Here is a 25,895-nt window from a genome sequence, read left to right on the forward strand (position 1 = left end):
CTTATGCGCATCGAAAAACATCCAATTCTAGGAGAAATGGTTAAAGGTGAGAAAGTGGTCTTTACCCTAGATGGAAAGACCATGGAAGGTTTTTTAGGAGAACCCATATCGGCTGCTTTAAAAGCGGCCGGTGTCATGGTACATCGCCATACAAAAAAAGCTTCGCCTCGAGGGGTTTTTTGTGCCATTGGCAGATGTACCGATTGTGTGATGGTTGTGGATGGTACAGCCAATGTACGCACTTGTGTGACACCTTTAGTAGGGGGTATGGTGATTGAGACCCAATACGGTGCTTCTGTTAAGGGGCTATAGAATTCAGGTACCAATAGAAAGCTCTGGTTAGCGAGGTAACTATTTAAACCAAAGCCTAAAAATCAATGGTTTTAGGCTTGACACTATAGGAAGGTGGCTAAAAAATGAAACGTTATGATTTGATTGTGATTGGTGCTGGTCCAGCAGGTCTTTCTGCAGCCATTCAAGCAGCAAAAAACGGCTTACAAGTGGCTGTGTTTGATGAAAATGAAAAACCAGGCGGTCAGCTTTTTAAACAAATTCATAAATTTTTTGGCTCTAAAGAGCATCAAGCCAAAATTAGAGGCTATAACATCGGTGAAGCACTTTTAAAACAAGCCAGGGAAATAGGTGTGGAAGTGGTTTTAAAAGCGATTGTGGTAGGGATGTATCCCTTTAAAGAAGTGACCATTCATATCAAAGACACCCTAGTGCGTTATAAAGCCGATGCCATTATTGTGGCTACCGGGGCCTCTGAAAATATGATTAATTTTAAAGGTTGGACATTACCTGGGGTGATTGGTGCTGGTGCTGCGCAAACCATGATGAATTTACACAGCGTTAGGCCTGGCAAGAGAATCTTAATGTTGGGTAGTGGTAACGTGGGCTTAGTTGTAGGGTATCAGTTGTTACAAGCAGGCTGTGACCTGGTAGCCATTGTGGACGCAGCACCAAGAATTGGTGGCTATGGGGTCCATGCTGCGAAGATAGCCAGAATGGGTGTCCCTTTTTATATGAAGCACACCATTATTGAAGCCAAAGGCGGCACATGTCTAACGGATGTTGCCATAGGGGCAGTGGATGACCATTGGCGAATTATTCCAGGCAGTGAGAAAAACTTTGAAGTCGATACCATCTGTTTAGCTGTTGGTTTATCCCCCGTGTCTCAGTTGTTAAAAATGGCAGGTTGTGACATGGAAGAAAATACGGCTAAAGGGGGCACAGTGCCCCGATGTAATAATTACGGTGAAACCAGTGTGCCTGGCATTTATGTTGCAGGAGATGTGTCTGGAATTGAAGAAGCAAGCTCAGCTATGATTGAAGGGCGTATTGCTGGTCTTGCCGCCGCCTGTTATTTAGGGTATCTAGAAGAAAATGACCTAGAAAAAGAAGTGGCTAAGCAAGAAGCATCACTAGAGCGTTTAAGGCAAGGCATGTTTGCACCAGGCAAGAAAGGCCAGCTGATTGAAGAAACAGATGAAGGTTACAGCGTTTCCATGAGTCTCCTTGAAAAAGGTTACATGATCGATGAGGAGATGGCTCATTATCCAGGGATAAAAGCAGTATCAGGCATTCATCCGGTCATTGAATGTACGCAAAACATTCCATGTAACCCCTGTCAAGACGCTTGCCCTAAAAATTGCATTGTTGTAGGGGACTCTATTACAGATCTACCCATCTATGATGAAACGAAACCTTGTATCGGATGTGGCATGTGTGTAGCGGCGTGTTCAGGTCAAGCCATTTTTCTCATAGATGAGGACAAAGAACCAGGGTTTAGTCATGTCACCCTACCGTATGAATTTCTGCCTTTACCTGAAGAAGGGGATCAGGGCGTAGCCCTTAGTCGCAGTGGTACTGAGCTTTGTGCAGCAGAAGTGGTTGACATCAAATCCATGAAAGCCTATGACCACACCCATTTACTCACCATAAAAGTGCCTAGGGATATGGGTATGCAAGCCAGATTTTTTAAGCAAATGAAGGAGGTCACTGTCTAATGGGAAAAATCAATGACCGTTCAAGAGATATTGGTGTTTTTATGGAACAGCCCGATGATGCCATGGTGATTTGCCGCTGTGAGGAAGTGACAAAAGGAGAAATTCGTAGAGCTGTCCATGATGGCATGTTTACACTACAAGAAGTGCGCAAATATTTGAGAACCGGTATGGGTCTGTGCCAAGGACAAACCTGTGGTAAGTTAGTGAAAAATGTGATTGCAAGAGAGCTGGATATTGCCCCAAATAGTCTGGAAACAGCGGTAGGCAGAGCTCCAATGAGACCGATTAAAATGCAAGTTTTAGCTAATGACAAGAAAGGGGTGTGATCGGATGAAGGACGCAAATGTGATTATTATTGGTAGTGGTGTCATCGGAAATGCGACAGCTTACAACCTTTCAAAAAAAGGCTATTCGGTTATTGTCCTTGAAAAAGGGGATCATATTGGCAATGGGGGATCTACAAGAAATGGCGGCGGCGTTAGGCAATCGGGCAGACATCCAGCAGAACTTCCCCTAGCTATGTATGGTGTAAAACACTTGTGGCCAAAGGTATCTAAGGATTTGGGTGTAGAAGTCGAGTATTACCAAGAAGGGAATTTGCGTTTAGGTAAAACAGAGCGTGATTTAAAAATCCTTCAAGGTTTAACCAAGCGTGCTCAGGCACAAGGTCTTGAGGTTCAGATGATTACCCCTAAGGAAGCAAGAGCCATCAACCCGTATCTTTCAGACGAGATTGGGGGCGCTAGTTGGTGTCCAACGGATGGCCATGCCAACCCATTGTTGGTCACACTAGCCTATTATAAAAAAGCAAGGGCCTTAGGGGCTCGGTTTATTACAGGAGAAGCCGTTAAAGAGATTAGAAAAGTAAAAGGCGAAGCCAATAAAGTCATCACAGAAAATAATACAACCTATACAGCAAATAAAATTATTTTAGCGGCAGGCTATGCCAGTCGTAAACTGGCTCAAACCATTGGTGTGGACATTCCCATGAACCCCGTGCTGCTGGAAGTCCTTGTGACAGAGGAACAACCAGAAATGTTTTATCAAATGTTAGGCACAGCTGAGGCCGACTTTTATGGGCATCAAAGTACCCATGGTTCCTTTGTATTTGGTGGTACCTCAGGTCTAGATGCCTATGCCATTGAAGATGAGAAGCAGCCAACAGTTAGTACAACAGCATCCTGTATCTGCAGAGGGATTATGAAATACTTTCCCAATTTAGGGGAACTAAAAATCATTCGCACATGGAGTGGGTATATTGATGATTGTGCCGATCACATCCCGGTGATCAGTCATGTGGAAGAAGCACCAGGATTAATCTTAGCATGTGGTTTTTCTGGTCATGGGTTTGGCATTGCCCCAACTGTCGGCATGCTACTTTCTGAAATGGCTATGGACCTAGAACCAACCTTAAATATGGATGCATTTCGTTATGATCGATTTAAAACAAAACTATAATGGAGGATAAAGAAATGGATAAAAAAATTGGATTACCTAGTGTCATTGCAACAGGCATCGGTTTGATTGTAGCAACCAGTTGTTTGATTATGTTATCTCAAGGCGTTGGCTTTGCAGGTAAAGGGTTTATCATTGCCATGGCAGTGGCATGTTTTTTGAATATTTTAGTAGCGTTTTCATTTGCAGAGCTTAATGGCATGATGCCGATTACGGGTGGCTTAGGCCAGTATACCTTGGCGGCTATAGGTCCCTTCCCATCTATGATTGCTGTGCTTGGGGGGTATTTTATCTGTAATATTTTTGCTGGTAGTTCTGAAGCGGCGGTAATTGGTATTATAGTTAATTCAGCCTTTTTACCAGGGGTTTCTCCGACACTCATTAGCTTAATCATTATAGCGGCCCTTTTTATGGTAAATTATTTTGGTATCAAATCTTTTGCAAGGACCCAGCTTGTGGTCACGATTTTTATGATTGGTTCATTACTCATTTTAGCCTTAACAGGTGCGTTTACTGTTGGTGGTGGGGAAGTGGTTCAACAAATCGATACCACCTTTAACCCTATGGGACTTTCCATCATATCCATGTCAGCCTTAGCCTTTTGGTTATTTATCGGTATTGAATTTGTAACACCCTTAACAAAAGACTTGAAAAATGCGAAACGGGATATTCCACTGGGTATGATTATTGGTTTGTTGATGCTTTTAATTATCCAATCCATTATGGTATTTGCGATATCCAACTATGTGCCTTATGAAGTGTTACAAACTTCCAATCAACCCCATATGGATTTTGCTACCAATCTTTTAGGACCAACAGGTAGTCTGTGGATGTCTGTCATTAGTATTGGTGCTGTCATTAGTACACTAAACACGGTATTTGCAGGTGTATCTCGGATGCTTCATGGTCTATCAAAAGGCGGGATGTTTCCAAAAGTATTTTCTGAAACCAACAAATATGGTGTGCCACACTTAAGTCTATCGCTTATTGTGGGGATGATTGCCATTACCGTTTCAACAGGTATTACCACTGCCCAAGACTTAACACGCTTCATTCTAGCAGGGGCTATGTTCTGGATGTTCTCTTACATCATCGCCCATATCAATGTGTTAGTCCTTCGATTCAAAAGACCCGATATTAAAAGAAGCTTTGCTGTAAGGTTGTTTGGTTTGCCACAAATCATTGGTATTTTGGGGATGCTTTATATGATGTTTAATATTATTGATATCCCAGAGTTAAGAACTGAAATCTACACTATGGCGACCATCTTTGGTGCTGGCCTAATACTATTTAGCTTTATCTGGGTAAAATTTGTTATGAAAAAAGGGCTTTTTGAAACTATTTCCGTTGAAGCGGTTATTCGAGAAGACGGCGAAATAGATGCCCAGTTAGAAGCTGCTATAGAGGTGCAAGCACAAGTAGTAAAGTCCATTTAATGAGGGTACATGCTAATCAACAGATACTAGTTAATTTTAATATGATAAAAACCACACTAAAGGTTTAATCCCTTGGTGTGGTCTTTTCTTTGGCTCTCGCTTGAAGAGAGTCGGTCAAAAAATTACTTGTTTTTGTAAATCCCTAAGTTGAACTCCCTTTGATGGGTTCTTTTTTTTTATCTTGACATTGAGTCCTTAAGCCTATATAATTCTATACAAGATAAAACATATATAACATATATATATTATATGTTATATAGAAAAGGAGATACATCACATGAGAAGAATAAGAATCAAGAACAGTCACAAGCAAACAACCAAGATAGAATCAAAGAAAGATAGAGGTATCTTATGAAAAAGTTAAGAAGTGTATTGAGTCTCATTCTAGTAGCATCCATGGTTTTAGCCTTGTTATCAAGCTGTACAGCAAAGGCAGATAAAGATCAAGACAGCCCGATCAAAATAGCCGTGGCATTTCCTATGACCGGTGATCAAGCAGAATATGGCCAAAGTTTTCTACTCGCAGCTCAGATCAAAGTTGATGAATGGAACGCAAAGGGCGGCGTCTTAGGTAGAGAGATAGAATTGCTTTCCTATGATGATAAGAATTCCAGTGAAGAAGCAGCAACCATAGCACAAAAAATAGTAAGCACACCGGAGATTGTTGGCGTACTTGGGCATTTCTCATCCGGTGTAAGCATGGTTGCAGCCCCAATTTATGAAGAAAATCAAGTTATAGAAATATCCAATACCGCATCTCACCCAGATTATTCATCTATCGGTGACTATATATTTAGAAACAACGCCGTCATCAGCAATGAGTTTGAAGTTATTGAATCCTTGCTAACAGAAGATCTAAAACTATCAAAAGTTGGTATTGTAGCCATTAAGACGGACTGGGGAACAACAGCCGGTACAATAGCTGCGGATATGATAGGCAACAATGAAGCACTGACTTTGGTTGGACATGAAGAAGTGGTGGAAGGATCCGATGATTATAGCCTTGTCATAGCAAAGCTTAAAGATGCCGGTGCAGAAGCGGTTATCAGTGTCGGTATGTACGCCTTATTAGCCCCATTAGCAAGACAATACAAAGCGGCAGATCCGGATATACAAATACTTGGATTATCTAATGCCTATGCACAGCAGCTCATCGAACTGGGTGGGGAAGCAACAGAAGGTATTATATTCCCGGTAAGTTTTTACAGTGATTCGGAAGATCCGGCAATAAAAAGATTCGTAGATGCTTATGTGGACAGTTTTGGTAGTGAACCTTCAGCCTTAGCGGCACAAGCTTATGACTCAATAGGTATTCTTTTAGAGGCCATCAAAGTGAGTGGTAACTTAGATCGACCATCTCTAAGAGCTACATTAAACAACATTACTTATCCGGGTATAACGGGAGAAACTAAGTTTGATGAAAAAGGTGATGCAACTAAGAATTATACAAAGCTAATCGTAAGAGACGGTAACTTTGTACCTTATGAAGATTAACCACGGTTTTGAAAGGAGGTCATAGGGATGATGCTACAACAGTTGCTTAACGGTATGGCTCTTGGTATGGCCTATGCTTTGATTGCAGTAGGCTACACCTTGGTATTTGGTATTCTAAGGTTAGTGAATTTTTCTCATGGCGCTGTTTATGCATTTGGAGCCCATATGGTTATTTTCTTTATTGGTATGAACTTTGGGCTATTACCGGCTGTGGCTTTCGGTATACTCTTATCCGGCCTACTAGGGGTTCTCATTGACAAGATCGCCCTTCATCCTCTAAGAAAGAAAAAGTCACCGAATATTTCAGCACTCATAACCACCATAGGTGTTTCATATATTATTCAGAATCTCTTGGTAGTTGGCTTTGGAAGCGGACGTAAGTCCTTTCCAAAGCTTATTGAATCTAGAAGTATCATGATAGGAGAAGCTCAAATCACCAACATACAGATCTTGATGCTGGTCGTATCTGTAGTGCTTTTTATATCCCTAACCGTCCTAGTCAAGTATACAAAAATTGGATTGGCCATGCGGGCTGTAGAACAACATGAAACCAATGCCGCTTTAATGGGGATACCCACAAGTTTTATCATTTCATTTACATTTTTCTTAGGTGGGCTCACGGCTGCTATAGCCAGTGTCTTAATCGGAAGTCATTATGAAATTGTGTATCCAACCATGGGCATGATGATTGGGTTAAAAGCTTTCTCAGCAGCGGTACTAGGTGGTATTGGTGTTTTTTACGGATCGATTGTAGGTGGTTTATTGATAGGGCTGACGGAAGCACTTGCAGCAACTTGGTTTGGGGCAGAGTATAGAGACTCTGTAGCATTTATCGTTTTAATCTTGGTCTTGATACTAAGGCCTATGGGATTATTTGGTAAGAAAGGCTTAAATAAGGTGTAAACATGTCTGAAAAATTTGCAGTAGACAAAGTATTAATAGCATCTATGATTTTATTACTATTAGGGTTGCCTCTACTTGGCTTTTCCCAGTATGTTATGCGTATTGTTATACTCATGGGCATCTATACCATTTTAGCCCTTGGCCTGAACATATTGGTGGGATATACAGGCTTGGTATCTCTTGGTCATGCCGGATTTTTTGCTATAGGCGCTTATGGAACAGCCTACTTTATGATACAACATTCTGTTAGTTTCCTTGTGGCAGTTATTATCGGAAGCATATTGTCCGGTGTCATGGGGTTGATCCTAGGGCTTCCAACCATTCGTTTATCAGGTAGCTATTTGTCCATCGTGACTTTAGGTTTTGCCATGATTGTACAAGTGGTCATCATGAATTGGGACTCGGTTACAAATGGAACCCTAGGCATGAGTCAAATACCAAAACCGAGCATCTTAGGTTACGTCTTGAACTTGGCCAACCATGGTATTTACTATTTGATGTTATTTATTTTAGGGCTAGTTACTTTAGGCTGTTATACCATCATCAATTCCAAGATCGGTCGAACATTAAGAGCGATTAAGTCAGATGAGCTGGCAACAACCATGATGGGTATTCATATTGACAGGTATAAGATCTTGGCATTTGTTTTATCAGCAAGTATTACCGGTTTGGCAGGCGGTTTTTACGCAACCTTATCTTCTTATATCGATCATAATTCCTTTGGTTTTGATTTATCCATTCTAATCTTATGTATGGTGATTCTAGGTGGCATGGGAACCATTAGGGGCATGTATTTGGGCGCGGCGCTTCTAATAATTTTCCCTGAGATTGCAAGACCCTTAATGTCATGGCGTTTTGTCGTATATGGCTTTGTACTTATAATTATGATGCATTTTAGACCTCAGGGTATTTTGGGTTGGAGATCTAGGAAACAATATCCTATACCAAGTGAAATAAAAAAGCCTTATCGGATGGTTGAAGTGGAGGAATAGAGGATGAACTTGTTAAGAGCAGAAAATATAAGTCTAAGTTTTGGCGGTTTAACAGCAGTCAATGATTTTAACTTTTATATAAATGAGGGCCAAGTGGTGAGTATCATCGGTCCAAACGGTGCAGGAAAAACAACCTTGTTTAACATTCTAACCGGTATATATAAGGTAGACCAGGGCAGGATCTATATGAATGAGGAAGCCATTGACGGTTTACATGCCAGAAGAATTGTCTCAAAAGGCATAGCAAGAACTTTTCAAAATATCCGGCTTTTTTCAGATATGCGAGTCATTGAAAATGTTTTGGTCGGAGCCCATATCAACACGAATTACAGTTTTTTTGACGGACTCTTTAGAACCAAACGCTTTTATGAAGTTGAGAACAAAAAGAAGCAAGAAGGCGCCAAGCTCCTTACTGCCTTAGGCTTAGAGGAACGTCTGTCAGATTATGCAGATCATCTATCCTACGGAGAACAACGTAAGTTGGAAATAGCACGGGCGATGGCGACAGGTGCCAAGCTACTTTTACTAGATGAGCCGGCAGCAGGTATGAACCATCAAGAGTCGGAAGATCTGAGATTTTTTATATCCAATCTAAAAAAGCTTGGCTATACCATTTTGCTGATAGAACATGATATGCGCGTGGTCATGAACGTCTCTGACTATATCTATGTCATGGATTATGGCAAAAAGATAGCAGAAGGCAGACCCCATGAGATACAGAGCAATGAAGCCGTCGCCATGGCTTATCTCGGTGATAGTGAGGTGCATTTATGATTTTAGAAGTCAAAGACCTATACACCAGTTACGGTCATATCCATGCTCTAAGAGGTGTTGATTTGGTCATGAATGAAGGAGAGATCATTAGTTTGATTGGTGCCAATGGTGCAGGAAAAAGTACACTACTCGGATCCATCGCAGGCATCCATCCGGGAAGAAAGGGTGACATTTTTTTTAAAGGAGAGAAGATCACCAAGAACCGTCCCCATCAACTCGTAAAAAAAGGTATCAGTATGGTTGTGGAAGGGCGAGGCATCTTTCCAAGACTAAGCGTTGAAGAGAACATAAGAATAGGTGCCTACATCATAAACAATCGTCAAGTGGTAAACAATACAATGCATAAAATATACGACTTATTTCCAAGACTATCGGAAAGAAAACATCAACAAGCAGGCACCTTATCCGGTGGGGAGCAACAGATGTTGGCGATTGGCAGAGCCCTTATGAGTCAACCCAAGCTACTACTACTGGACGAGCCCTCTTTAGGTTTGGCACCTAAGTTGGTCAAGACAATCTTCGAAATGATTCAGACCATAAATAAAGAAGGTATAAGTATATTATTAATTGAACAAAATGCCAACGTAGCTTTAAGCATTTCAGATCGAACCTATGTACTTGAAAACGGTGAGATTACCTTAAGTGGCGCTTCAAAGGACTTACGTCATCATGAAGGTGTTAAAAAAGCTTATCTAGGAGAAGTCTTAGACAATACATCACAAGAAGTCATTCAATCCTTTCAGGCCTCTAGCCTGTAAACAAACAATTTTAGGAGGAAAAACATGATAAGTAATAATAAAAAAGATCAAGGCGAACACATAGAAGGGCTACGATCAGCGATTGAACACAGAGCAACATGGTTTGCCCTTATGGTGGACGAAGCAAAAAAAATGGGATTAGATACTGAGTTTGCAAGAAATGCCGTATTCAGATGTGGCTCATTTCATGGCAACCACAAATTACCGGATACGGATGACCTGAAGGTGTTTGCAGATGCTTTCTTAACAAACGATGTCAAAAAAATATTTGAAATGGAAACAGAGGTGACCGAGGATCACTTAGAGGTCACCTTCCATTACTGTCCGTTGGTAGAAGCCTGGAAAAAATTGGGCATCTCGGAAGAAGACATTGATATATATTGTGACATAGCCATGGAAGGTGACCGAGGTATTATAAGTACCTATGATCAATTTGAATTTGAGTTAGGCGATACCATAGCTAAGGGATGTGACGCTTGTAAATTACACGTTCGAAAAAAGTAAGACTTCTATGATTGCCCGGATTAAATTTTGACAAGCGCTTTTGATTGGGCTATATTATAATCATACTAAGTCTATATGTATAGGAGGTTATTTTGAAGATTTCAGCAAAAGGACGGTACGCTATTGTCGCCATGATTGAGATGGCAATCCATTATAAAGACCAACAAACCCTATCACTTGTCACCCTATCAGAGCGCCTTGATATTTCTAAGATCTATCTGGAGCAGGTTTTTACATTACTAAAAAAACAGGCCTTAGTCAACGCCATAAAAGGTTCCCATGGTGGGTACTATTTATCCAAGAAACCGAAAGAGATAACCCTACTAGAAATCATGAAAGCGACAGAAGCAGGTCTCTTTGAAGGTCCTAAGGAAACGGCATCCTTTAATGGGCCTGAGACAGAAGTGGTACTCATGCATCAAGTCTATGAACCTTTAGATGAAGCCATAGAGAAGTGCTTGAAGGGAAAGAACTTAGAAGATCTAAAAATCGAAGTTGAAAGCTTACGGAGTAAAAATACAAATATGTATTATATTTAGCCAAGTAAAGGAGTTGCTACATTGAACAAAAAAGCATTCAACACACAATGTATTCATGGTGATGAGAGAAAACATGATACAACAGGGGCAGTCAGTGTGCCCATATACCAGTCGGCTACATTTGCCCATCCCAGTGTTGGAGAAAGTACCGGGTTTGACTATTCAAGATTACAGAATCCGACAAGAGAGCATTTGGAAAACACTGTAGCTCAGTTGGAAGCCGGTCATAAAGCACTGGCTTTTTCTACAGGCATGGCCGCAGTCACGACCCTTATGACACTTTTTGAACATGGGGACCATATTATTGCTTCGGATGACTTATATGGGGGTTCTCATAGACTGTTTCATCATATCAGTATGAAATACGGCATACGATTTAGTTTTTCATCTATGAGGGATCCAAAGGAAGTCGAAGCACTTATTGAAAAGACTACAAAAGGCATATTTATTGAGAGTCCTACGAATCCCATGATGCAAGTCACAGACCTTAGGCAGATGGCGCTACTTGGCAAAAGCCATAGTCTACTGGTCATGGTAGACAATACTTTTCTAACACCCTACTACCAGAGGCCTTTGGAGCTTGGAGCGGATGTGGTTATACATAGCGGCACCAAGTATCTTGGCGGTCACAATGATACACTAGCAGGTTTGCTGGTGGTTAAGGACGAAGCCCTTCACGAAAAGTTAAGCTTTTATGCCAAAACCATAGGGGCCTGTTTATCCCCATTTGACAGTTGGCTCATTATCAGAGGCATAAAAACCTTGCCAGTAAGAATGGATTATCAACAAAAGTCAGCTATTGTAATCGCCAATTGGCTAAGAGACCAGACGCAGATTAAGCAAGTCTATTACATTGGTCTTAAAGACCATCCGGGATATGCCATATCAAAAAGCCAAGCCAGTGGATTTGGTGGAATGATCTCCTTTGAAGTCGCATCTGAAAGCCTGGCAAGGCAAATACTGGAAAAAGTTCAAGTTATCCAGTATGCAGAAAGCCTTGGCGGTGTGGAGACCTTGATTACATACCCCATGTTGCAAACCCATGGTGATATTCCAAAGCCTGAGAGAGAAGCCAAAGGTATCAATGAAAGGCTATTAAGGTTATCAGTCGGCCTAGAATCGATCGAGGATTTGTTGGAGGATTTAGAACAAGCAATGGAGGTTAAATCAAGTGATATATAACTTTGATGAGATTATAGACAGAAGTAACACAGATTCCTTGAAGTATGATTTTGCAAAAAAAAGAGGCATGCCTGAAGATTTGCTACCGATGTGGGTTGCAGACATGGACTTTAGAACACCTGGGCCGATTATAGAGGCTTTACAAAGTACGGTCAGCCACGGTATTTTTGGGTATTCAGAGAGTCGAGAAGACTATTATAAAGTATTGGAAAAATGGTTTCTAACACAGTTTAATTGGCAGATCCAATCCAAATGGCTGGTTAAGACACCCGGCGTGGTTTATGCAATCAGTCAAGCCATCCGCGCCTTTACAGAAGAAGGTGATGGCGTCCTGATTCAAGAACCGGTCTACTATCCCTTTCGTCAGACCATCGCTATGAATAAACGTAAGGTTGTGGTGAATCAATTGGTCTACAACCGTGGAAAGTATGAGATTGATTTTGAAGATTTTGAAGTAAGCATTCAAAGAGAAAGCGTCAAGCTTTTTATACTATGTAGCCCACATAACCCTGTCGGACGTATATGGACCAAAGAAGAACTTATAAGAATGGGAGACATCTGTCTAGAACATGGTGTCATCATCATTGCCGATGAGATTCACAGTGATTTTAGCTTTGAGAATATAACCCATCATGTCTTTGCAGATCTAAAGTCTGAATATCTGGAACAGACCATTACTTGCACAGCACCTTCTAAAACCTTTAATCTGGCAGGTTTACAGATTTCTAATATTCTCATAGCCAATCAGACATACAAAAAACGTTTCAAAGAAGAAATGGCAAAAGGCGGCTATTCTCAACTCAATATTATGGGCATTGTAGCTTGTAGGGCAGCCTATCAACATGGTCAGGAATGGTTGCATCAGCTAAGAGCCTATTTAAAGGATAATCTTAAGTATGTAAGAAGTTTTATAAATACCCAATTAGAAGGGGTGAGGTTGGTTGAACCGGAGGGCACCTATTTGCTTTGGCTGGATTTTTCCGAATATCTTCATAAATACAACCTATCCGATCAAGAGTTAAATCAGCTTATTGTTCATGAAGGGAAGCTTTGGCTAGATGACGGCAATATGTTCGGTCAAGGTGGCCATGGCTTCCAGAGAATAAACATGGCATGTCCAAGAGCCTTATTAATAAAAGGTATGGAACAACTGGCGACGGCCTTAGCCATGCGTACTAAAACAACAAAAAACTAACAGGGCATAAGACTGTTAGTTTTTTTTAAACACTATAATCAGGGGGATGTATACTATTTTTTATTTGTAGAATTTTGTTCTTTCCGGATTTCTTTGCTTTATATAGAGCCACATCCACATCCTTTAGATGTTCATCAAGGGAATCATGTTCAAAAACACCATAACCACCACTTAATGTGGCACCGGTTTTTTTGACCACATCCAGAAGATTAAACTGATGAATAAAATGATTAAGCTTCTGGGTCACGGTTTCTAAGTCGAGATGGAGCATGATGATGAACTCGTCCCCACCATAACGGGCAATATGACCGTCTTCTTTAAAATGTGTTTTCAGTAATTCACCTACTTCACGAAGAAGCCTGTCACCCGTTTGATGACCATAGAAATCGTTTACATTTTTGAAGTCATCTAAGTCTACCATTAAAGAGATAAAATGCTGGTCAGTTTCAATAGAATGGCGATACTTTTCAAAAATATAGGCTCTGTTGTTGACTTGGGTTAACTCGTCTTGATAAGCCATATTCTCAAGCTTGGCATTTAAAATATTAAGTAGCGTATTTTTCTCATAGAAGGTGATGGAAAACTGACGAAGCATAAGAAACACAACCCATAAGCTCATAGGTATTTGAATGATGCGATCATAGAAAGCCAGTTCAGGTGTGTGGACAGGAAGAAAGTCAGGATATAAGTATTCAATAGTAATAAACCCACACATCATAGTAACTAAGAGTGAGATGAAGAACAGCCTTTGCCAGCCACTAAATAAAAAGCTCACAGCAACGGAACACAAAAAGACGTAAGCAATCACATTATTACTATAAGCACCTGAGTTATACCAACCAAGGGGTACTATAAAAAGGATAATAAATAAAATACAAGGAAAACGTAACCATAAAGCGTGATTCTTGTATTTATTTACCAACCCTGTGACAAAAAGCATCACGAACCATTTATAGTTGGCTTCAAAAGGGTACTGAATCAACAGGTTCAAGATGATATTGGTCACTGAAACAATCATGATAATAACAAGAATTTGGTTAAAGAGTTGATCTTGTATCGAGTGTTCTGTAGACTTGAAGTTCAGCAAGTCTCTAATATTCATAGTTTTACCTCAACGTATAAAATGGGGTTAAAGTGTCAATACGATAACATTGGTTCTTCACATACACATAAAATAATATTACTATTTTGCAATACATTTGTCAATGTGACCCAAAAGGGATCAGCTTTGATTTTTACAAAAGTCTGTTATAATAATTAGGTAAACATAACCTAATTAAGATGGGAGCATACGATGAAATATGATTGGATCTTAATGGATATTGATGATACATTAATTGACTTTGAAGGAAGTGAACACGCAGCTTTAATGCAAGCTATGAAAAGGAATAACATTCACTTTACAGAACAGTATTTTGAAGTCTATAAACTCATTAATAGAGAACTTTGGCAGCTTTTTGAAAAAGGAATCTATAAAAAAAATGAAATCCTAATACTTCGCTTCGACTTACTTTTTGCACAGTTAGGTATACATGGTGATGCAGCCCAAGTAAACCACGATTATCTGATTGCCATGGGAGACCATGTAAGCTTAGAGCCGGGAGCAGAAGCCTTATTAAAAAAATTAGAAGGCAGGGCGAGATTAGCCATCGTCACCAACGGCACCAAGTTGGCCCAAGACATTAAGCTTGAGCGCTGCGGTCTAAAAAAATACTTTGAAGCCATCTTTATCTCGGATGTTGTTGGTGCTCACAAACCAAACGAAGCTTTTTTCGAGGCAGTAGAGAATCAAATAGGACCTTTTGACAAAGACCGTACCATAATTCTCGGTGATGGACTCTATTCAGATATTTTAGGTGGACTGCGCTATGGTATATGGACCTGCTGGTATAACAAAAACAATATAGAAAAGCCAAGTGACATTCAACCGGATTATATTATACATAATCTTCATGAGTTCCTAACCATCGTCCTCAACGTTACTTAATAAAGAAACGACGGACCAATTCGATGAGGCTATCTTTGATAATAACATAAGAAGAGATCCATTAAAACTTTAACTTTCACATACCATATATAGTTACGAATGTATCAAGGTAATCTATATATATGGTATATGAATATAGTGAAACTTAGTTTTGACCCTTTAAGCAAGGTATAATAATATGAACGATAAATAATTATCAAGAACAAGAAAGAATAAGGTAATTATATGAACATAGCTGCATACATCAAGACCTCTATGGTTGACTTTGATGGTCATCTGTCCGCAACGGTCTTTACAAAAGGCTGCAACATGATTTGTGACTATTGTCATAACAGAGATCTAAAGAACCAACCTTCCTTAATAGATGAAGAGGAAGTTCTAGAACATCTAGATAAAAGGAAAGGCATACTAACAGGTGTGACCCTATCCGGTGGAGAACCTACTCTACAAGAAGATTTAATAGATTTTGTCACCAAGGTTAAGAACTTAGGCTATGCGACTAAGTTAGACACCAACGGATCTAACCCAGAGATGCTAAAAACCTTACACAGTTTAGGGTTGATTGATTATGTGGCAATGGATCTAAAAACGGCGCCGTCCAACTACAGGACACTTACCGGTATGGATTTTGAACAAGTTAGAGAAAGTTATGATTTTGTAAGAAAGCTACAGCACTACGAGTTTCGCACGACCATGTACCCCGAAGTGAGCTTTGAGGATGTAGGGATGCTTCTTGAGATGGTAGACAGAGGTCATTATGTATTACAGCAATACAGGCCGAATCATAGCCAGGCTCTAAAGCCTTACGAGGATCAAGAACTCTTAGCTTTTGCCAAAGTGAATGGTATTTCTATTAGAAATATATAAAAAAAGATAAAATAGGCCCATAGACCCATATTTAACTTGACAATATGGTTATAAAGGACTATCATATAAAATAAAGGGTAGTGATTTGGTCTGTGTCAAAACAGAACTAAAGAAGACTATTTAGGTAATCAGGAATGAAATGGCTCAATGAATATTTTATATGCCTCATGGACAAAGACGAAAAAAAAGCCTTTGATCTAGAAGTGTTAAAACTGAATATACATCGAACCCGCATCTTATCCACGCTCATCATTCTTTTAGAGGGTCTTTTTTTGCTGATTTCATTTGTACCGGTCTTACCTATAAACTATGGAGACTATCTCTATATATATAGAAGTTTCTATATTTTTTTATTGGTCTATGTTAGCATCTTTCTCTTTTGTATCACCCATACGAAGATTAGAAAAAAACTCACCTATTCCTTTATGGAAAACTGGTTGGTCATCTCCGGCTTTCTGCTCTTAATGTGGTCCATGGGTATAACTTTAATAGATCAGATGCGTGGTGTGCACAACTTCACCTATTTTTTCATGCTCATGGCTTTTGCCTCTGCAACGGTTATTTCTCCAAGCAAGAGTTTTTTTATCTATTTTGGTAACCATGCCTTATATCTGATACTCCATCCGGTGCTTGGTCTATCAGGAGATCAGCTTGTGAGCAACATCTTTAATGCCTCTACAGTGGTCATAACCTCTTGGATTATTAGTGTTATCTTCTATAAGTACCACCATAGAGACTTTGTAAAGCAACAGAAGATTATTGAACAGCAAAAAGCCTTAGAGCGTTTATCCTCAAGAGACCCACTCACCAACCTATACAATCGAAGGAATCTAGATCATAAGCTTTTAGAGCATTATCAGAAGGCCGTTGAAGCTAAGACGCCTTTAACAGTACTCATGGTGGATATAGACTATTATAAAGGCTATAATGATAGTTACGGACATGTAAAGGGCGATAAGGTTATTCAGATTGTCGCTCAGCATATCAAAAGAATCGTTAGAGAACATGGCGGTTATGCTTGTAGGTATGGCGGCGATGAGATCTGTATGATCTTTAGTCAATTAAGTGAGGATCAATTAGAAGAAGTGAGAGAAAGTTTACATGAGGCCTTAAGAAACGAAGCAATAGAAAACAAAGCTTCAAGGGTGTCTGAGTATGTCACCATCAGCATAGGTGCTTATGCCAAGGTGCCAAAGAAGCATAGGGATCCAATGGAATTTATTGCAAAGGCGGATGAAGACCTCTATGATGAAAAAGAAAGTCGTATTCAGATAAAAGTCTGATTTTAACCTTTGACCCTTTAATCTCAAGATATACGTTTTTACTGGATTACATACCTCTTATAAGATTTATTCCACTGAAAGCATTCTTTCATTAGAAAATGGAAAGAAAGCTTTCTTTTTTTTAAAAGCATTTTAATATTTTATTAATGGATTAATCCGGCTTCAAGTGGTAGAATGATTAAAAATGAACGGAGGTTTATTATTGTGCAAATATTAAAAGACGACCAGCGGACTAAGATTCATCAAGCCGCCATCGATGCTTTTATTAGAGATGGTTATCAGAAAGCCTCTATGCGTGGCATAGCTGAATCGGCCGGCATGTCCGTAGGTAATTTATATCGTTATTTCAAGAACAAGGAAGACCTATTTGCCCATCTGGTCAAGCCTCTAATTGAAGTTTTTCTAGCTTGCGAAGATCAACCCTTTAAGCCTCAACTGTTAGAAGTTAACATTCTTGAGAATTCAGCCATCATGGATATGATCATGAACGCCAGAATCGAATATAGACAAGAATTGTTTATTCTACTTCTTAGAGCAGAGGGTTCTCCATACGAAGGTGCAAAAGATCGATTAAAAAGTCACATAGAGGAACAATCAAGGATTTTACTAGAGGAATTATCCATTGGCGAGACTGAGATTATTAAGAGTAGACTTTTAATGACAGCCGTATCCACCGCCATGGTAGAATCTTTTTGCATTATATTGGAAGAAGCTAAAGATGACAAAGAATTTATTTACAATTTACTGGAACTAACAGAGTTCGGCCTTAAGCCGGCACTTAGGAATCTAATCGCCATTAAGAACAAGGAGACCAATTTTAGGAGGATCAACGATGAAGAAGTTCGTGAGTTTTGCAATCATTTTAATCATCATACTCGCAGTCATTGCACCTAGGGTGCTAAGTATCATTAATAAGGAAAGCGCAGAAGGAGAGCCGACGACTGAAGTCGCAGTCTCAGGTCAACAGGTTATGCGAGGCGACTTAAGCAATTATGTTGAGCTCATTGGATCAACCAGAGCCAAGAACGCTGTCAACATTATGCCAGCCATACCTGCCAAGGTAGAAAAAGTATCGGTGGTAGTTGGCGACTTTGTAGAGGAAGGGGAACTGCTTTTCACCTTAGAGGAAAGTTCTATAAGAGATCAAGTGAAGCAAGCAGAGATTGCCGTATCCATGGCACAGGTCGGTGTGAAAAATGCACAAGCAGCTATCAATCAAGCACAGATAGGCTATGAACTTAGTCAAAGCAACTACAGCATGCAATATGACAGCTATGCGTTTGGGGCTTCTAATCTGGAAAAATATGAAACCCTATTTGAAGAAGGGGTCATATCAGAATCAGAGCTAGAACAAGCCAGACTTCAATCTCAACCGGAGACCTTATCCGTTCTTGAGAAACAATTAGAACAATCCAAATCAACAATCAATCAGGCGCAGATTGGCGTAGAAAGTGCCAATGCTAGTCTAAGACAAGCCCAGGAAGGTCTAAGACAAGCCAGAGAGATGCTAAAAGATATGACCATGACAGCGCCGATTAGTGGCTATATCACCAGATCTAATATTAGTGATAATAACTATGCTTCCAATACCCAACCGGCCATTGTTATTGAAGACATCAACGAGATTATTGTGGATGCCAGTGTAACAGAGAGCCTCATCAACCAACTCAGCATAGGTGCAACAGTAGATGTCAAGCTAGATGCCTTAAGCGATCAAATCTTTAAAGGAACCATTGACACCATTAGCACCTCAGCGGATCAAAGAACATTGCTTTATCCATTGACCATTAGATTAGAGAACGCAGACCAAAAGATTAAGCCGGGTATGTTTGCAACGGTGATTATACTAACAGAAGAGAAAGCAGATACTTTATACGTACCTTCTGAAGCTGTACTCTTAAGGGACAATCTTTACTATGTCTATGTAGAGCGAGAAGGTGGTACAGCCTTGCGTCTTGAAGTGAAAATCGGCATTGATACCGGCCACCATACAGAGATCTTAGATGGAGTTGTGCTAGAAGATGTGGTCATTACTAAAGGCATAGGTCTCATTGACGATAAGAGCAGAATCAAAGTAATAAGGAGTGATCAATAATGAACTTTTCATCATTTTCCGTAAAAAGACCGGTCACAACGGTCATGTTCGTATTAATCGTTGTGCTCCTTGGGTTTGTTTCTCTGACCAGAATACCCATAGACCTTTACCCAAATATAGAAGTACCCGTTGCCATCATTCAGACCAACTATCCCAATGTATCACCGGAAGAAATTGAGAATCTGGTCACCAGACCGATTGAAGAAGCCGTTGGTACCGTTTCAAATATTGACGTGATTCAGTCCATTACTTCAGAAGGCTCCTCCGTCGTTGTGGTTGTCTTCAATTTTGGTACAGACATGGACTTTGCTACCTTGGATATGCGTGAGAAGGTAGACATGGTCAAAGGCTTTTTGCCGGATGGTGCCTCCACACCTATGGTTCTACAGATTGATATCAACGCTACCGCTGTAGTCCAAGCAGCCTTATCCGGTGCAGACGTTGCAACCTTATACGAGTACGCGGATTCGACCATTAGACCGGCACTTGAACGTATTGAAGGGGTTGCCTCTGTCAGTGTTGACGGTGGTTACACCAATTATGTTTCTGTTCGTGTGGATACAGGTATGCTGAGCAATTATGGTTTAACCATTGACCAAATTGCCGGTATATTAGCAGCTGAGAACATTAACCTACCGGCTGGCTCCGTTAACAAAGGGGATAAAGAACTACTCCTTAGAACCGTTGGTGAGTTTTCATCACTAGGTGATATTAGACAAACACCCATAACATTGCCGTCTGGGGGTATGATCCGTCTATCAGATGTTGCAACGGTTAATCTAACCAATGAAGATCTAAGTTCAATTACCAAAGTAGATGGCAAGTCAGCGGTCAGCATTTCCATTCAAAAGCAATCCGGAACCAATACGGTAGCTGTTGCAGGTGAGATCAACAAGGTCTTAGATGAGATTGGCAGGAGCACAGCCTACGATTTGAAAGTGGTAGTCGATCAGTCTGACTTCATCAACCAAGCCATTGCAAGGGTTGGGTCTAACGCCTTGATTGGTGGACTCCTAGCGGTTATGGTACTCTTCATTTTTCTAAGAAGTATAAGGAGTACGATTATCATTGGCTTGTCCATGCCTATATCCATTATTGCAACAGGCATACTCTTATACTTTAACGACATTACCCTGAACATGATGACCCTTGGAGGCATCACCCTCGGCGTCGGGATGCTGGTGGATAACTCAGTAGTTGTTCTGGAGAACATCTACCGGTTTGTTCAAGAAGGCCATGATAGATTTGAAGCCGCCATCATGGGGGCAAAAGAAGTGGCCATGGCCGTTACCGCCTCAACCTTAACCACAGTAGCTGTGTTTTTACCTATGGTCTTTGTAGAAGGCATTACTTCCATCATGTTTAGAGAGTTTGCTTTAACAGTCACCTTTTCCCTCTTATCCTCCTTGGTGGTATCCCTAACCTTGATTCCCATGTTATCCTCCAAGCTTCTGATTGTAGATGAGTTTCAGGGCAAGCACCATGAGAACAAGTTTAAGTTAATCGCATGGTTATTAGATCATGTAGATAATCTATATAAAAGCCTTGATAATAGTTATAGAAAAGCCCTTGACTGGAGCTTAAAGCATAGAAAAACAGTTGTCTTCACAGCCATCACCATTATGATATTAAGTATAGCTTCGGTTACTTTTGTAGGTATGGAATTCATGCCGGAATCCGATGAAGGTGCCTTTAGCATTTCCGTAACTCTGGAAGATGGTGCTAAAACAGAAGAAACCAGTGCCGCCATGGATGACATAGTAAACCGTATCATTGAGTTGGAGAGCATCGATTATATCTTTAGCTCTACTTCCGGTGGGAACTTTGTCATAGCCGGTCAGAACCAAGGTACCATAACCGGCGCCCTCGTACCACTAGGTCAAAGAGAGGACAGTGTCTTTGACGTCGTGGTTCAAGTAGAAGCATTAATCAAAGACATACCTGGTGTCAAGACCAGTGTAGCAGCGGTGAGCCAGTCCGGCATGATGACAGGTGGCGGATCCGCCATAGCCATCAGCATCAAAGGCAAAGAGTTGGATGTCCTTGAAGAGATTGCAGGCGACATGGTGGAAATCGGACAGACCATTGAAGGAACAAGGAATGTCAGCTCCTCACTAGAGTCGGCCAGCCCTCAAGTGGAGATTGCCCTCAAACGCAACAACGCTTCTCGATTCGGCTTAACCACCGCACAAGTATCAAGTCAAGTCAAGACCATGCTAGACGGTCGTGTAGCCACCAGATATAAGCTAGAAGGTAATGAAGTGGACGTGGTTATAGAAGGTGACACCAGATACAAAGACAGCATTGAGAGCTTGAAACAAATGGAGATCCACTCGCCTATGGGAAGCTCTGTACCACTTGATGCCATTGCCACCATCACCATAGATACAGGCGCTATATCTATCTTTCGAGAAGACTTAGTTAGAACTGTAACTGTCAGTGCCGGTACTTATGGGAGAGATCTTGCCGCCGTGGTCAAAGACTATGAAGCCGCTGTAGCAGAGCTTGAGATTCCAGCCGGCTATACTTTTAGCTTCGGAGGTGCCAATCAAGACATGATAGAAGCTTTTGCAGACTTAGGGCTGGCACTTGTACTGGCGGTACTCTTGGTCTACATGATTATTGCGGCTCAATTTGAATCTCTATTGACCCCGTTCATCATTATGTTTTCCATACCATTGGCTTTTGCAGGCGGACTCATTGCCCTTTTCATTACCTATAGAACCCTCAACATCACCTCCATTATCGGTTTCATTATGTTGTCTGGGATTGTGGTTAACAACGCCATCGTTCTTCTAGATTACATCGGTACCAGAAGAAAGATGGGGGAAGACCGTACAACAGCCATTCTCACTGCGGGGCCCATTCGTTTACGCCCCATATTGATGACCTCCATGACCACCATACTTGGCCTCTTGCCTTTATCACTGGGCATCGGCGAAGGGGCAGAATTACAAGCTTCCATGGGTACCGTTGTCATCGGTGGCCTCTTGCTCTCATCTTTATTGACTTTGGTATTCATACCCGTTGTCTATTCCATATTTGATGATTGGCATATGAAGTTCGTAAGTAGGAAGAAAAAAGCAGTAGAAGCATAGAAATATGTCTCCCGGACCTTCATTAGGACTTGTATATTATTACAATATGTGATATCATTAATCTAAAGGATAATGATTATCACATATTAATAATATACCCGTGAAGGTTAAGGGAGGCTTTTTTATGAATAAAAAAACAATAATTGCTGGCGTGGTGGTTCTGCTGATTCTGGTATCTGCTTATAGTTTGTGGGCAAACAACAATAGGCCACTTGTAGCCCGGACATATACAGTTTTGGAAGGTCCATATGAAGAAGTGGTTAGTGCCTTAGGTTATGTGGATTACGAAAAAGAAGTGATTGTAAGCACTCAAGTCGGTGGCATCATTCGTGAAGTGACTAAGAAAGCCGGTGACCGCGTTGAGATAGAGAACAGACTTATAAGCATTGATGACAATGACGCTAAGAATGTATACGATAATTTACAGACATCTCTTAAATTGGCCCAAGCCAGATTAGCCGATTATCAATCCGGCTATACTAACAATAGAAACAGTGTTGCTCTGCAAAGAGAAGTACTTGGTAAAGAAAGATCCAGCATAGAACTTTCCATGGCTCAACTCATGGATCAGATCAATCAGACAGAGATCTTGGTTGATGAAGGCATCAGCCCAAGACTAGAACTAGATAATTTATTAGAACAACAAGCGCAATTGGACCAATCTATAAAAACGGTTGAAGCCAGACAGAGAGCTATAGCAGATCCAAGCTATACAGCAAGTGAACTGGCAGCATCTATAGAAGCGGCCAAAGACAGCATCAGAAGACAAGAAGAAGACCTTGAGAAGTATAATATCAAAGCCCCCATATCCGGCGTCATCTTAGAGACTTATGTTAAGGAAGGTGAGTTGGTAGGTTCCGGACAGAACATCATGAAAATCGCTTCAGACAGTAGAAAATTCGTTCGGCTAGCACTGGACGAACGTTATTTGTCAAGCATCAGTGTAGACCAAGAAGCCTTGTTGGTATCGGATCAACTTAGAGCAAAAGGACGCATTCATGAAATAGCACCGGCTATTAACAGAGAGACCGGCACCGTAGACATCAAAGTGGAGATTCTGGATAACTTAGAAGCTTTTTTGCAGAACATGACGATTCGTGTTGATTTGGCTACCGTTACGTTTGAAAATGCCCTAACCATACCCGGCAATTATTTGGTTGAAAATGGCGGGTTGGGTGTATATATCCAAAATGAAGCTAAACAAGTAGAGACGGTTGATATAGAAGTGTATAACAAGAACTTGCCAACGGTCTATGTAACAAATGGCCTGAAGAAGGGTATGATGATCCTTGAGCCTGAAGGCTTAGAGGAAGGTAAGACAGTCGAACTTAAGACAGAAGGGGTGGATGGACCATGATCTTTGAATGGAAAGTGGCCATGCGCTTTCTAAAAGAAGGTAAAGGCCAATCAATTTTTATCTTACTGGGTATTAGTGTTGGTGTGGCGGTCATGGTTTTTCTCAACACCTTAATCAGTGGATTACAAGAGAATCTAATCAATCAGACCGTTGGCAACAGTTCCCATGTGTGGCTCACAGGTCAATCCGCTTTTGAGCAACAGATCAGTGGGTTGGCAGATGATAACGTCGTAGCCGGCAATACAGACCCACGACCGGTACAATTAAGCAACTGGCAGTCCATGATAGAAGTCCTTGAAGAAAGAGATGATCTAAGAGGTATTTCCCCTCTAGTAGAAGGCAATGCTTTTTATGTGAACAACAGTGTGGCAAGGCCAGTATTCATTAAGGGCTTTGACCCCCAGAAAGCGGATGAGATCTATAACATATCCACCAGAATTATAAAAGGCAGTAGTAATTATGATGGCAATAACCTTATGGTAGGTAATACTTTTGCCACAGACTATGCATTAGAGCCTGGTGATGTTATTTTCTTGAATCTGCCCTCCGGCGTCAGTCAAAGCTTTGTCATAAGTGGTATTTTTGATCTTGGGAACTCAGCGGTGAACAGCAGCTGGATGGTTATGGACTTATCAAGAGCTCAGAAGTTATTGGGTTATGGTAACGAAGTGACCAAAATAGAGATGCAAGTAAAGGAGATTTTTGATGCCGAGACCATAGATGCTTCTATTGCAAGCCGTCTAGATGGCGTGGTTGTAGATAACTGGATTGAAAGCAACAGTTCACTACTGGCAGCCCTTCAGAGTCAGAGTGCTTCCTCCATTATGATACAAGTTTTTGTTTTACTTGCAGTGACCTTAGGTATCTCTAGTGTCTTAGCTGTATCCGTTGTCCAGAAATCCAAACAACTGGGCATACTCAAAGCCATGGGGACCAAAAGCGGTCAAGCCAGTCGTATTTTTCTATTACAAGGTTCCATCCTAGGGATCATCGGTTCTCTTGCTGGCGCTGGTTTAGGTATCGGATTGGTAGAGATGTTTCTATGGGGGACATCCCTATCCACCGGGGTTCCTCTGTTTCCCCTTAGCATTCAACCTCAGAACATCCTAGTGATTGGAATTATATCCAGTTTGTCCAGTACCATAGCTGCATTTGTACCCGCCAACCGATCCAGTAAGCTTAACCCCGTGGAGGTGATTCGTAATGGCTGATACTAACATTGTATTAAAGGCAGAACAATTAACCAAAGTCTATGGGACCACCATTAAGACAGAAGTATTACATGGTCTGAACTTTGAGATTCGCAAAAACGAGTTCACCTCCATTATTGGCTACTCCGGTTCCGGTAAGTCCACCTTATTAAACATATTAGGGGCTTTAGACCAACCAACGGGAGGCGATGTATTTTTTAATGATATTTCATTTTCTAAAATGACGCAAAACGAGCTGGCAGATTTTAGGAATCAGAACCTTGGTTTTATTTTTCAATTCCATCATTTGCTACCGGAATTTTCCGCCATAGAAAACGTCTTAATCCCTACATGGATTCAGGCAGGTCGTGCCAGCAACGTCAAAGCAGCCAGAGCCAAGGAATTGTTAGAGTTGGTCGGTCTTAAGGAATTTATCAAAAGCAAGGCCACCAATCTCTCCGGCGGTCAACAACAACGGGTAGCCATAGCAAGAGCCCTCATTAATGACCCGGCTATCCTCCTTGGGGATGAACCCACAGGCAACTTAGACAGTGATTCCACAGATCAAGTCTACGGACTTTTCCGTACCATCAATGAAACCCTAGGCACCACCTTACTCATCGTTACCCACAACGACCATATTGCAGCCAAGTCCGACCGGGTCATAGAGCTTACCGATGGCAACATCAGCAGAGACTACCTCAATAGTAGCTTGGGTGATGAAGAAGCCTTCTTGAAAGTAGCACCGGTGTACTGCAAGATCTGCCAGCATATGCG

At 41.0% G+C, this 25,895-nt stretch carries 24 protein-coding genes; 23 read left to right on the top strand and 1 reads right to left on the bottom strand.

All coding sequences use genetic code 11. The features are described from left to right. Window positions 1-3: 3 nt before the first annotated feature. The 14 genes from AC6F8J_RS12685 (at window position 4) to AC6F8J_RS12750 (ending at window position 13,241) form a co-directional block, all read left to right on the top strand. On the top strand, window positions 4-312 hold the full coding sequence (locus AC6F8J_RS12685) for a 2Fe-2S iron-sulfur cluster-binding protein (protein ID WP_500723754.1): 309 nt from the start codon (window positions 4-6) through the stop codon (window positions 310-312). Window positions 313-416: 104 nt separating this feature from the next. Beyond that, window positions 417-2,009, top strand: coding sequence for an FAD-dependent oxidoreductase (locus tag AC6F8J_RS12690; protein ID WP_500723756.1), 1,593 nt, complete (start codon window positions 417-419; stop codon window positions 2,007-2,009). Continuing rightward, on the top strand, window positions 2,009-2,335 hold the full coding sequence (locus tag AC6F8J_RS12695) for a (2Fe-2S)-binding protein (protein ID WP_500723758.1): 327 nt from the start codon (window positions 2,009-2,011) through the stop codon (window positions 2,333-2,335). Before AC6F8J_RS12690 ends, AC6F8J_RS12695 begins: the two co-directional genes overlap by 1 nt. Before the next feature lie 4 nt (window positions 2,336-2,339). Continuing rightward, a complete protein-coding gene (locus AC6F8J_RS12700; protein WP_500723760.1) occupies window positions 2,340-3,467 on the top strand; it encodes an FAD-dependent oxidoreductase in 1,128 nt (375 codons plus the stop codon). A 14-nt stretch (window positions 3,468-3,481) separates the two neighbouring features. Next, window positions 3,482-4,900, top strand: coding sequence for an amino acid permease (locus tag AC6F8J_RS12705; RefSeq protein WP_500723762.1), 1,419 nt, complete (start codon window positions 3,482-3,484; stop codon window positions 4,898-4,900). 351 nt (window positions 4,901-5,251) lie between these two features. After that, a complete protein-coding gene (locus tag AC6F8J_RS12710) occupies window positions 5,252-6,394 on the top strand; it encodes an ABC transporter substrate-binding protein (protein ID WP_500723764.1) in 1,143 nt (380 codons plus the stop codon). Between the two features lie 27 nt (window positions 6,395-6,421). Then, window positions 6,422-7,297 carry an ABC transporter permease subunit gene (locus AC6F8J_RS12715; RefSeq protein ID WP_500723766.1) on the top strand — a complete coding sequence of 292 codons (876 nt, stop codon included), beginning with the start codon at window positions 6,422-6,424 and terminating at the stop codon, window positions 7,295-7,297. 2 nt (window positions 7,298-7,299) lie between these two features. Then, the gene (locus tag AC6F8J_RS12720) at window positions 7,300-8,289 is read left to right on the top strand and encodes an ABC transporter permease subunit (protein ID WP_500723768.1); all 990 of its coding nucleotides are present in this window, start codon (window positions 7,300-7,302) and stop codon (window positions 8,287-8,289) included. A gap of 3 nt (window positions 8,290-8,292) precedes the next feature. Beyond that, window positions 8,293-9,063 carry an ATP-binding cassette domain-containing protein gene (locus AC6F8J_RS12725; protein WP_500723770.1) on the top strand — a complete coding sequence of 257 codons (771 nt, stop codon included), beginning with the start codon at window positions 8,293-8,295 and terminating at the stop codon, window positions 9,061-9,063. After that, on the top strand, window positions 9,060-9,821 hold the full coding sequence (locus tag AC6F8J_RS12730) for an ATP-binding cassette domain-containing protein (protein ID WP_500723772.1): 762 nt from the start codon (window positions 9,060-9,062) through the stop codon (window positions 9,819-9,821). Before AC6F8J_RS12725 ends, AC6F8J_RS12730 begins: the two co-directional genes overlap by 4 nt. 24 nt (window positions 9,822-9,845) lie before the next feature. Continuing rightward, entirely contained in the window at window positions 9,846-10,325 is a 480-nt protein-coding gene (locus AC6F8J_RS12735; protein ID WP_500723774.1) for an L-2-amino-thiazoline-4-carboxylic acid hydrolase, read from the top strand. 92 nt (window positions 10,326-10,417) lie between these two features. Continuing rightward, window positions 10,418-10,864, top strand: a complete 447-nt coding sequence (locus AC6F8J_RS12740) for an Rrf2 family transcriptional regulator (protein WP_500723776.1) — start codon at window positions 10,418-10,420, stop codon at window positions 10,862-10,864. 21 nt (window positions 10,865-10,885) lie between these two features. After that, window positions 10,886-12,046, top strand: coding sequence for an aminotransferase class I/II-fold pyridoxal phosphate-dependent enzyme (locus AC6F8J_RS12745; protein ID WP_500723778.1), 1,161 nt, complete (start codon window positions 10,886-10,888; stop codon window positions 12,044-12,046). Further along, on the top strand, window positions 12,036-13,241 hold the full coding sequence (locus tag AC6F8J_RS12750; protein ID WP_500723779.1) for a PatB family C-S lyase: 1,206 nt from the start codon (window positions 12,036-12,038) through the stop codon (window positions 13,239-13,241). Before AC6F8J_RS12745 ends, AC6F8J_RS12750 begins: the two co-directional genes overlap by 11 nt. Window positions 13,242-13,266: 25 nt before the next feature. On the opposite strand, the gene AC6F8J_RS12755 is transcribed toward AC6F8J_RS12750, so the two are convergent. Beyond that, window positions 13,267-14,343 carry a diguanylate cyclase domain-containing protein gene (locus AC6F8J_RS12755; protein WP_500723781.1) on the bottom strand — a complete coding sequence of 359 codons (1,077 nt, stop codon included), beginning with the start codon at window positions 14,341-14,343 and terminating at the stop codon, window positions 13,267-13,269. Window positions 14,344-14,535: 192 nt separating this feature from the next. Here AC6F8J_RS12755 and AC6F8J_RS12760 point away from each other — a divergent pair, with 192 nt between their 5' ends. The 9 genes from AC6F8J_RS12760 to AC6F8J_RS12800 all read left to right on the top strand — a co-directional run. Beyond that, window positions 14,536-15,228: a YjjG family noncanonical pyrimidine nucleotidase gene (locus AC6F8J_RS12760; RefSeq protein WP_500723783.1), complete on the top strand. Its 693-nt coding sequence runs from the start codon at window positions 14,536-14,538 to the stop codon at window positions 15,226-15,228. A gap of 225 nt (window positions 15,229-15,453) precedes the next feature. Continuing rightward, window positions 15,454-16,095, top strand: a complete 642-nt coding sequence (locus AC6F8J_RS12765; RefSeq protein ID WP_500723785.1) for an anaerobic ribonucleoside-triphosphate reductase activating protein — start codon at window positions 15,454-15,456, stop codon at window positions 16,093-16,095. A 167-nt stretch (window positions 16,096-16,262) separates the two neighbouring features. Next, on the top strand, window positions 16,263-17,378 hold the full coding sequence (locus AC6F8J_RS12770; protein WP_500723787.1) for a diguanylate cyclase domain-containing protein: 1,116 nt from the start codon (window positions 16,263-16,265) through the stop codon (window positions 17,376-17,378). A gap of 204 nt (window positions 17,379-17,582) precedes the next feature. Further along, window positions 17,583-18,272 (top strand): TetR family transcriptional regulator, encoded by a 690-nt coding sequence (locus AC6F8J_RS12775; protein WP_500723788.1) that lies wholly within the window; start codon window positions 17,583-17,585, stop codon window positions 18,270-18,272. Then, window positions 18,211-19,473 carry an efflux RND transporter periplasmic adaptor subunit gene (locus tag AC6F8J_RS12780; RefSeq protein ID WP_500723790.1) on the top strand — a complete coding sequence of 421 codons (1,263 nt, stop codon included), beginning with the start codon at window positions 18,211-18,213 and terminating at the stop codon, window positions 19,471-19,473. Before AC6F8J_RS12775 ends, AC6F8J_RS12780 begins: the two co-directional genes overlap by 62 nt. Then, window positions 19,473-22,571 (top strand): efflux RND transporter permease subunit, encoded by a 3,099-nt coding sequence (locus AC6F8J_RS12785; protein ID WP_500723792.1) that lies wholly within the window; start codon window positions 19,473-19,475, stop codon window positions 22,569-22,571. Before AC6F8J_RS12780 ends, AC6F8J_RS12785 begins: the two co-directional genes overlap by 1 nt. 124 nt (window positions 22,572-22,695) lie before the next feature. Then, window positions 22,696-23,928, top strand: coding sequence for an efflux RND transporter periplasmic adaptor subunit (locus AC6F8J_RS12790; RefSeq protein ID WP_500723794.1), 1,233 nt, complete (start codon window positions 22,696-22,698; stop codon window positions 23,926-23,928). After that, a complete protein-coding gene (locus AC6F8J_RS12795) occupies window positions 23,925-25,139 on the top strand; it encodes an FtsX-like permease family protein (RefSeq protein WP_500723796.1) in 1,215 nt (404 codons plus the stop codon). Before AC6F8J_RS12790 ends, AC6F8J_RS12795 begins: the two co-directional genes overlap by 4 nt. After that, window positions 25,132-25,895, top strand: a 764-nt coding sequence (locus AC6F8J_RS12800; protein ID WP_500723798.1) for an ATP-binding cassette domain-containing protein, incomplete at its 3' end; no start/stop codon positions are given. The genes AC6F8J_RS12795 and AC6F8J_RS12800, both read left to right, overlap by 8 nt.

The organism is Petrocella sp. (genome assembly GCF_059865615.1).

Bases quoted from the DNA above. Each gene is read 5' to 3' on its own strand.
- AC6F8J_RS12685 (WP_500723754.1), top strand. From the start codon at position 4: ATGCGCATCGAAAAACATCCAATTCTAGGAGAAATGGTTAAAGGTGAG.
- AC6F8J_RS12690 (WP_500723756.1), top strand. From the start codon at position 417: ATGAAACGTTATGATTTGATTGTGATTGGTGCTGGTCCAGCAGGTCTT.
- AC6F8J_RS12695 (WP_500723758.1), top strand. From the start codon at position 2,009: ATGGGAAAAATCAATGACCGTTCAAGAGATATTGGTGTTTTTATGGAA.
- AC6F8J_RS12700 (WP_500723760.1), top strand. From the start codon at position 2,340: ATGAAGGACGCAAATGTGATTATTATTGGTAGTGGTGTCATCGGAAAT.
- AC6F8J_RS12705 (WP_500723762.1), top strand. From the start codon at position 3,482: ATGGATAAAAAAATTGGATTACCTAGTGTCATTGCAACAGGCATCGGT.
- AC6F8J_RS12710 (WP_500723764.1), top strand. From the start codon at position 5,252: ATGAAAAAGTTAAGAAGTGTATTGAGTCTCATTCTAGTAGCATCCATG.
- AC6F8J_RS12715 (WP_500723766.1), top strand. From the start codon at position 6,422: ATGATGCTACAACAGTTGCTTAACGGTATGGCTCTTGGTATGGCCTAT.
- AC6F8J_RS12720 (WP_500723768.1), top strand. From the start codon at position 7,300: ATGTCTGAAAAATTTGCAGTAGACAAAGTATTAATAGCATCTATGATT.
- AC6F8J_RS12725 (WP_500723770.1), top strand. From the start codon at position 8,293: ATGAACTTGTTAAGAGCAGAAAATATAAGTCTAAGTTTTGGCGGTTTA.
- AC6F8J_RS12730 (WP_500723772.1), top strand. From the start codon at position 9,060: ATGATTTTAGAAGTCAAAGACCTATACACCAGTTACGGTCATATCCAT.
- AC6F8J_RS12735 (WP_500723774.1), top strand. From the start codon at position 9,846: ATGATAAGTAATAATAAAAAAGATCAAGGCGAACACATAGAAGGGCTA.
- AC6F8J_RS12755 (WP_500723781.1), bottom strand. From the start codon at position 14,343: ATGAATATTAGAGACTTGCTGAACTTCAAGTCTACAGAACACTCGATA.
- AC6F8J_RS12760 (WP_500723783.1), top strand. From the start codon at position 14,536: ATGAAATATGATTGGATCTTAATGGATATTGATGATACATTAATTGAC.
- AC6F8J_RS12765 (WP_500723785.1), top strand. From the start codon at position 15,454: ATGAACATAGCTGCATACATCAAGACCTCTATGGTTGACTTTGATGGT.
- AC6F8J_RS12770 (WP_500723787.1), top strand. From the start codon at position 16,263: ATGGACAAAGACGAAAAAAAAGCCTTTGATCTAGAAGTGTTAAAACTG.
- AC6F8J_RS12780 (WP_500723790.1), top strand. From the start codon at position 18,211: ATGAAGAAGTTCGTGAGTTTTGCAATCATTTTAATCATCATACTCGCA.
- AC6F8J_RS12785 (WP_500723792.1), top strand. From the start codon at position 19,473: ATGAACTTTTCATCATTTTCCGTAAAAAGACCGGTCACAACGGTCATG.
- AC6F8J_RS12790 (WP_500723794.1), top strand. From the start codon at position 22,696: ATGAATAAAAAAACAATAATTGCTGGCGTGGTGGTTCTGCTGATTCTG.
- AC6F8J_RS12795 (WP_500723796.1), top strand. From the start codon at position 23,925: ATGATCTTTGAATGGAAAGTGGCCATGCGCTTTCTAAAAGAAGGTAAA.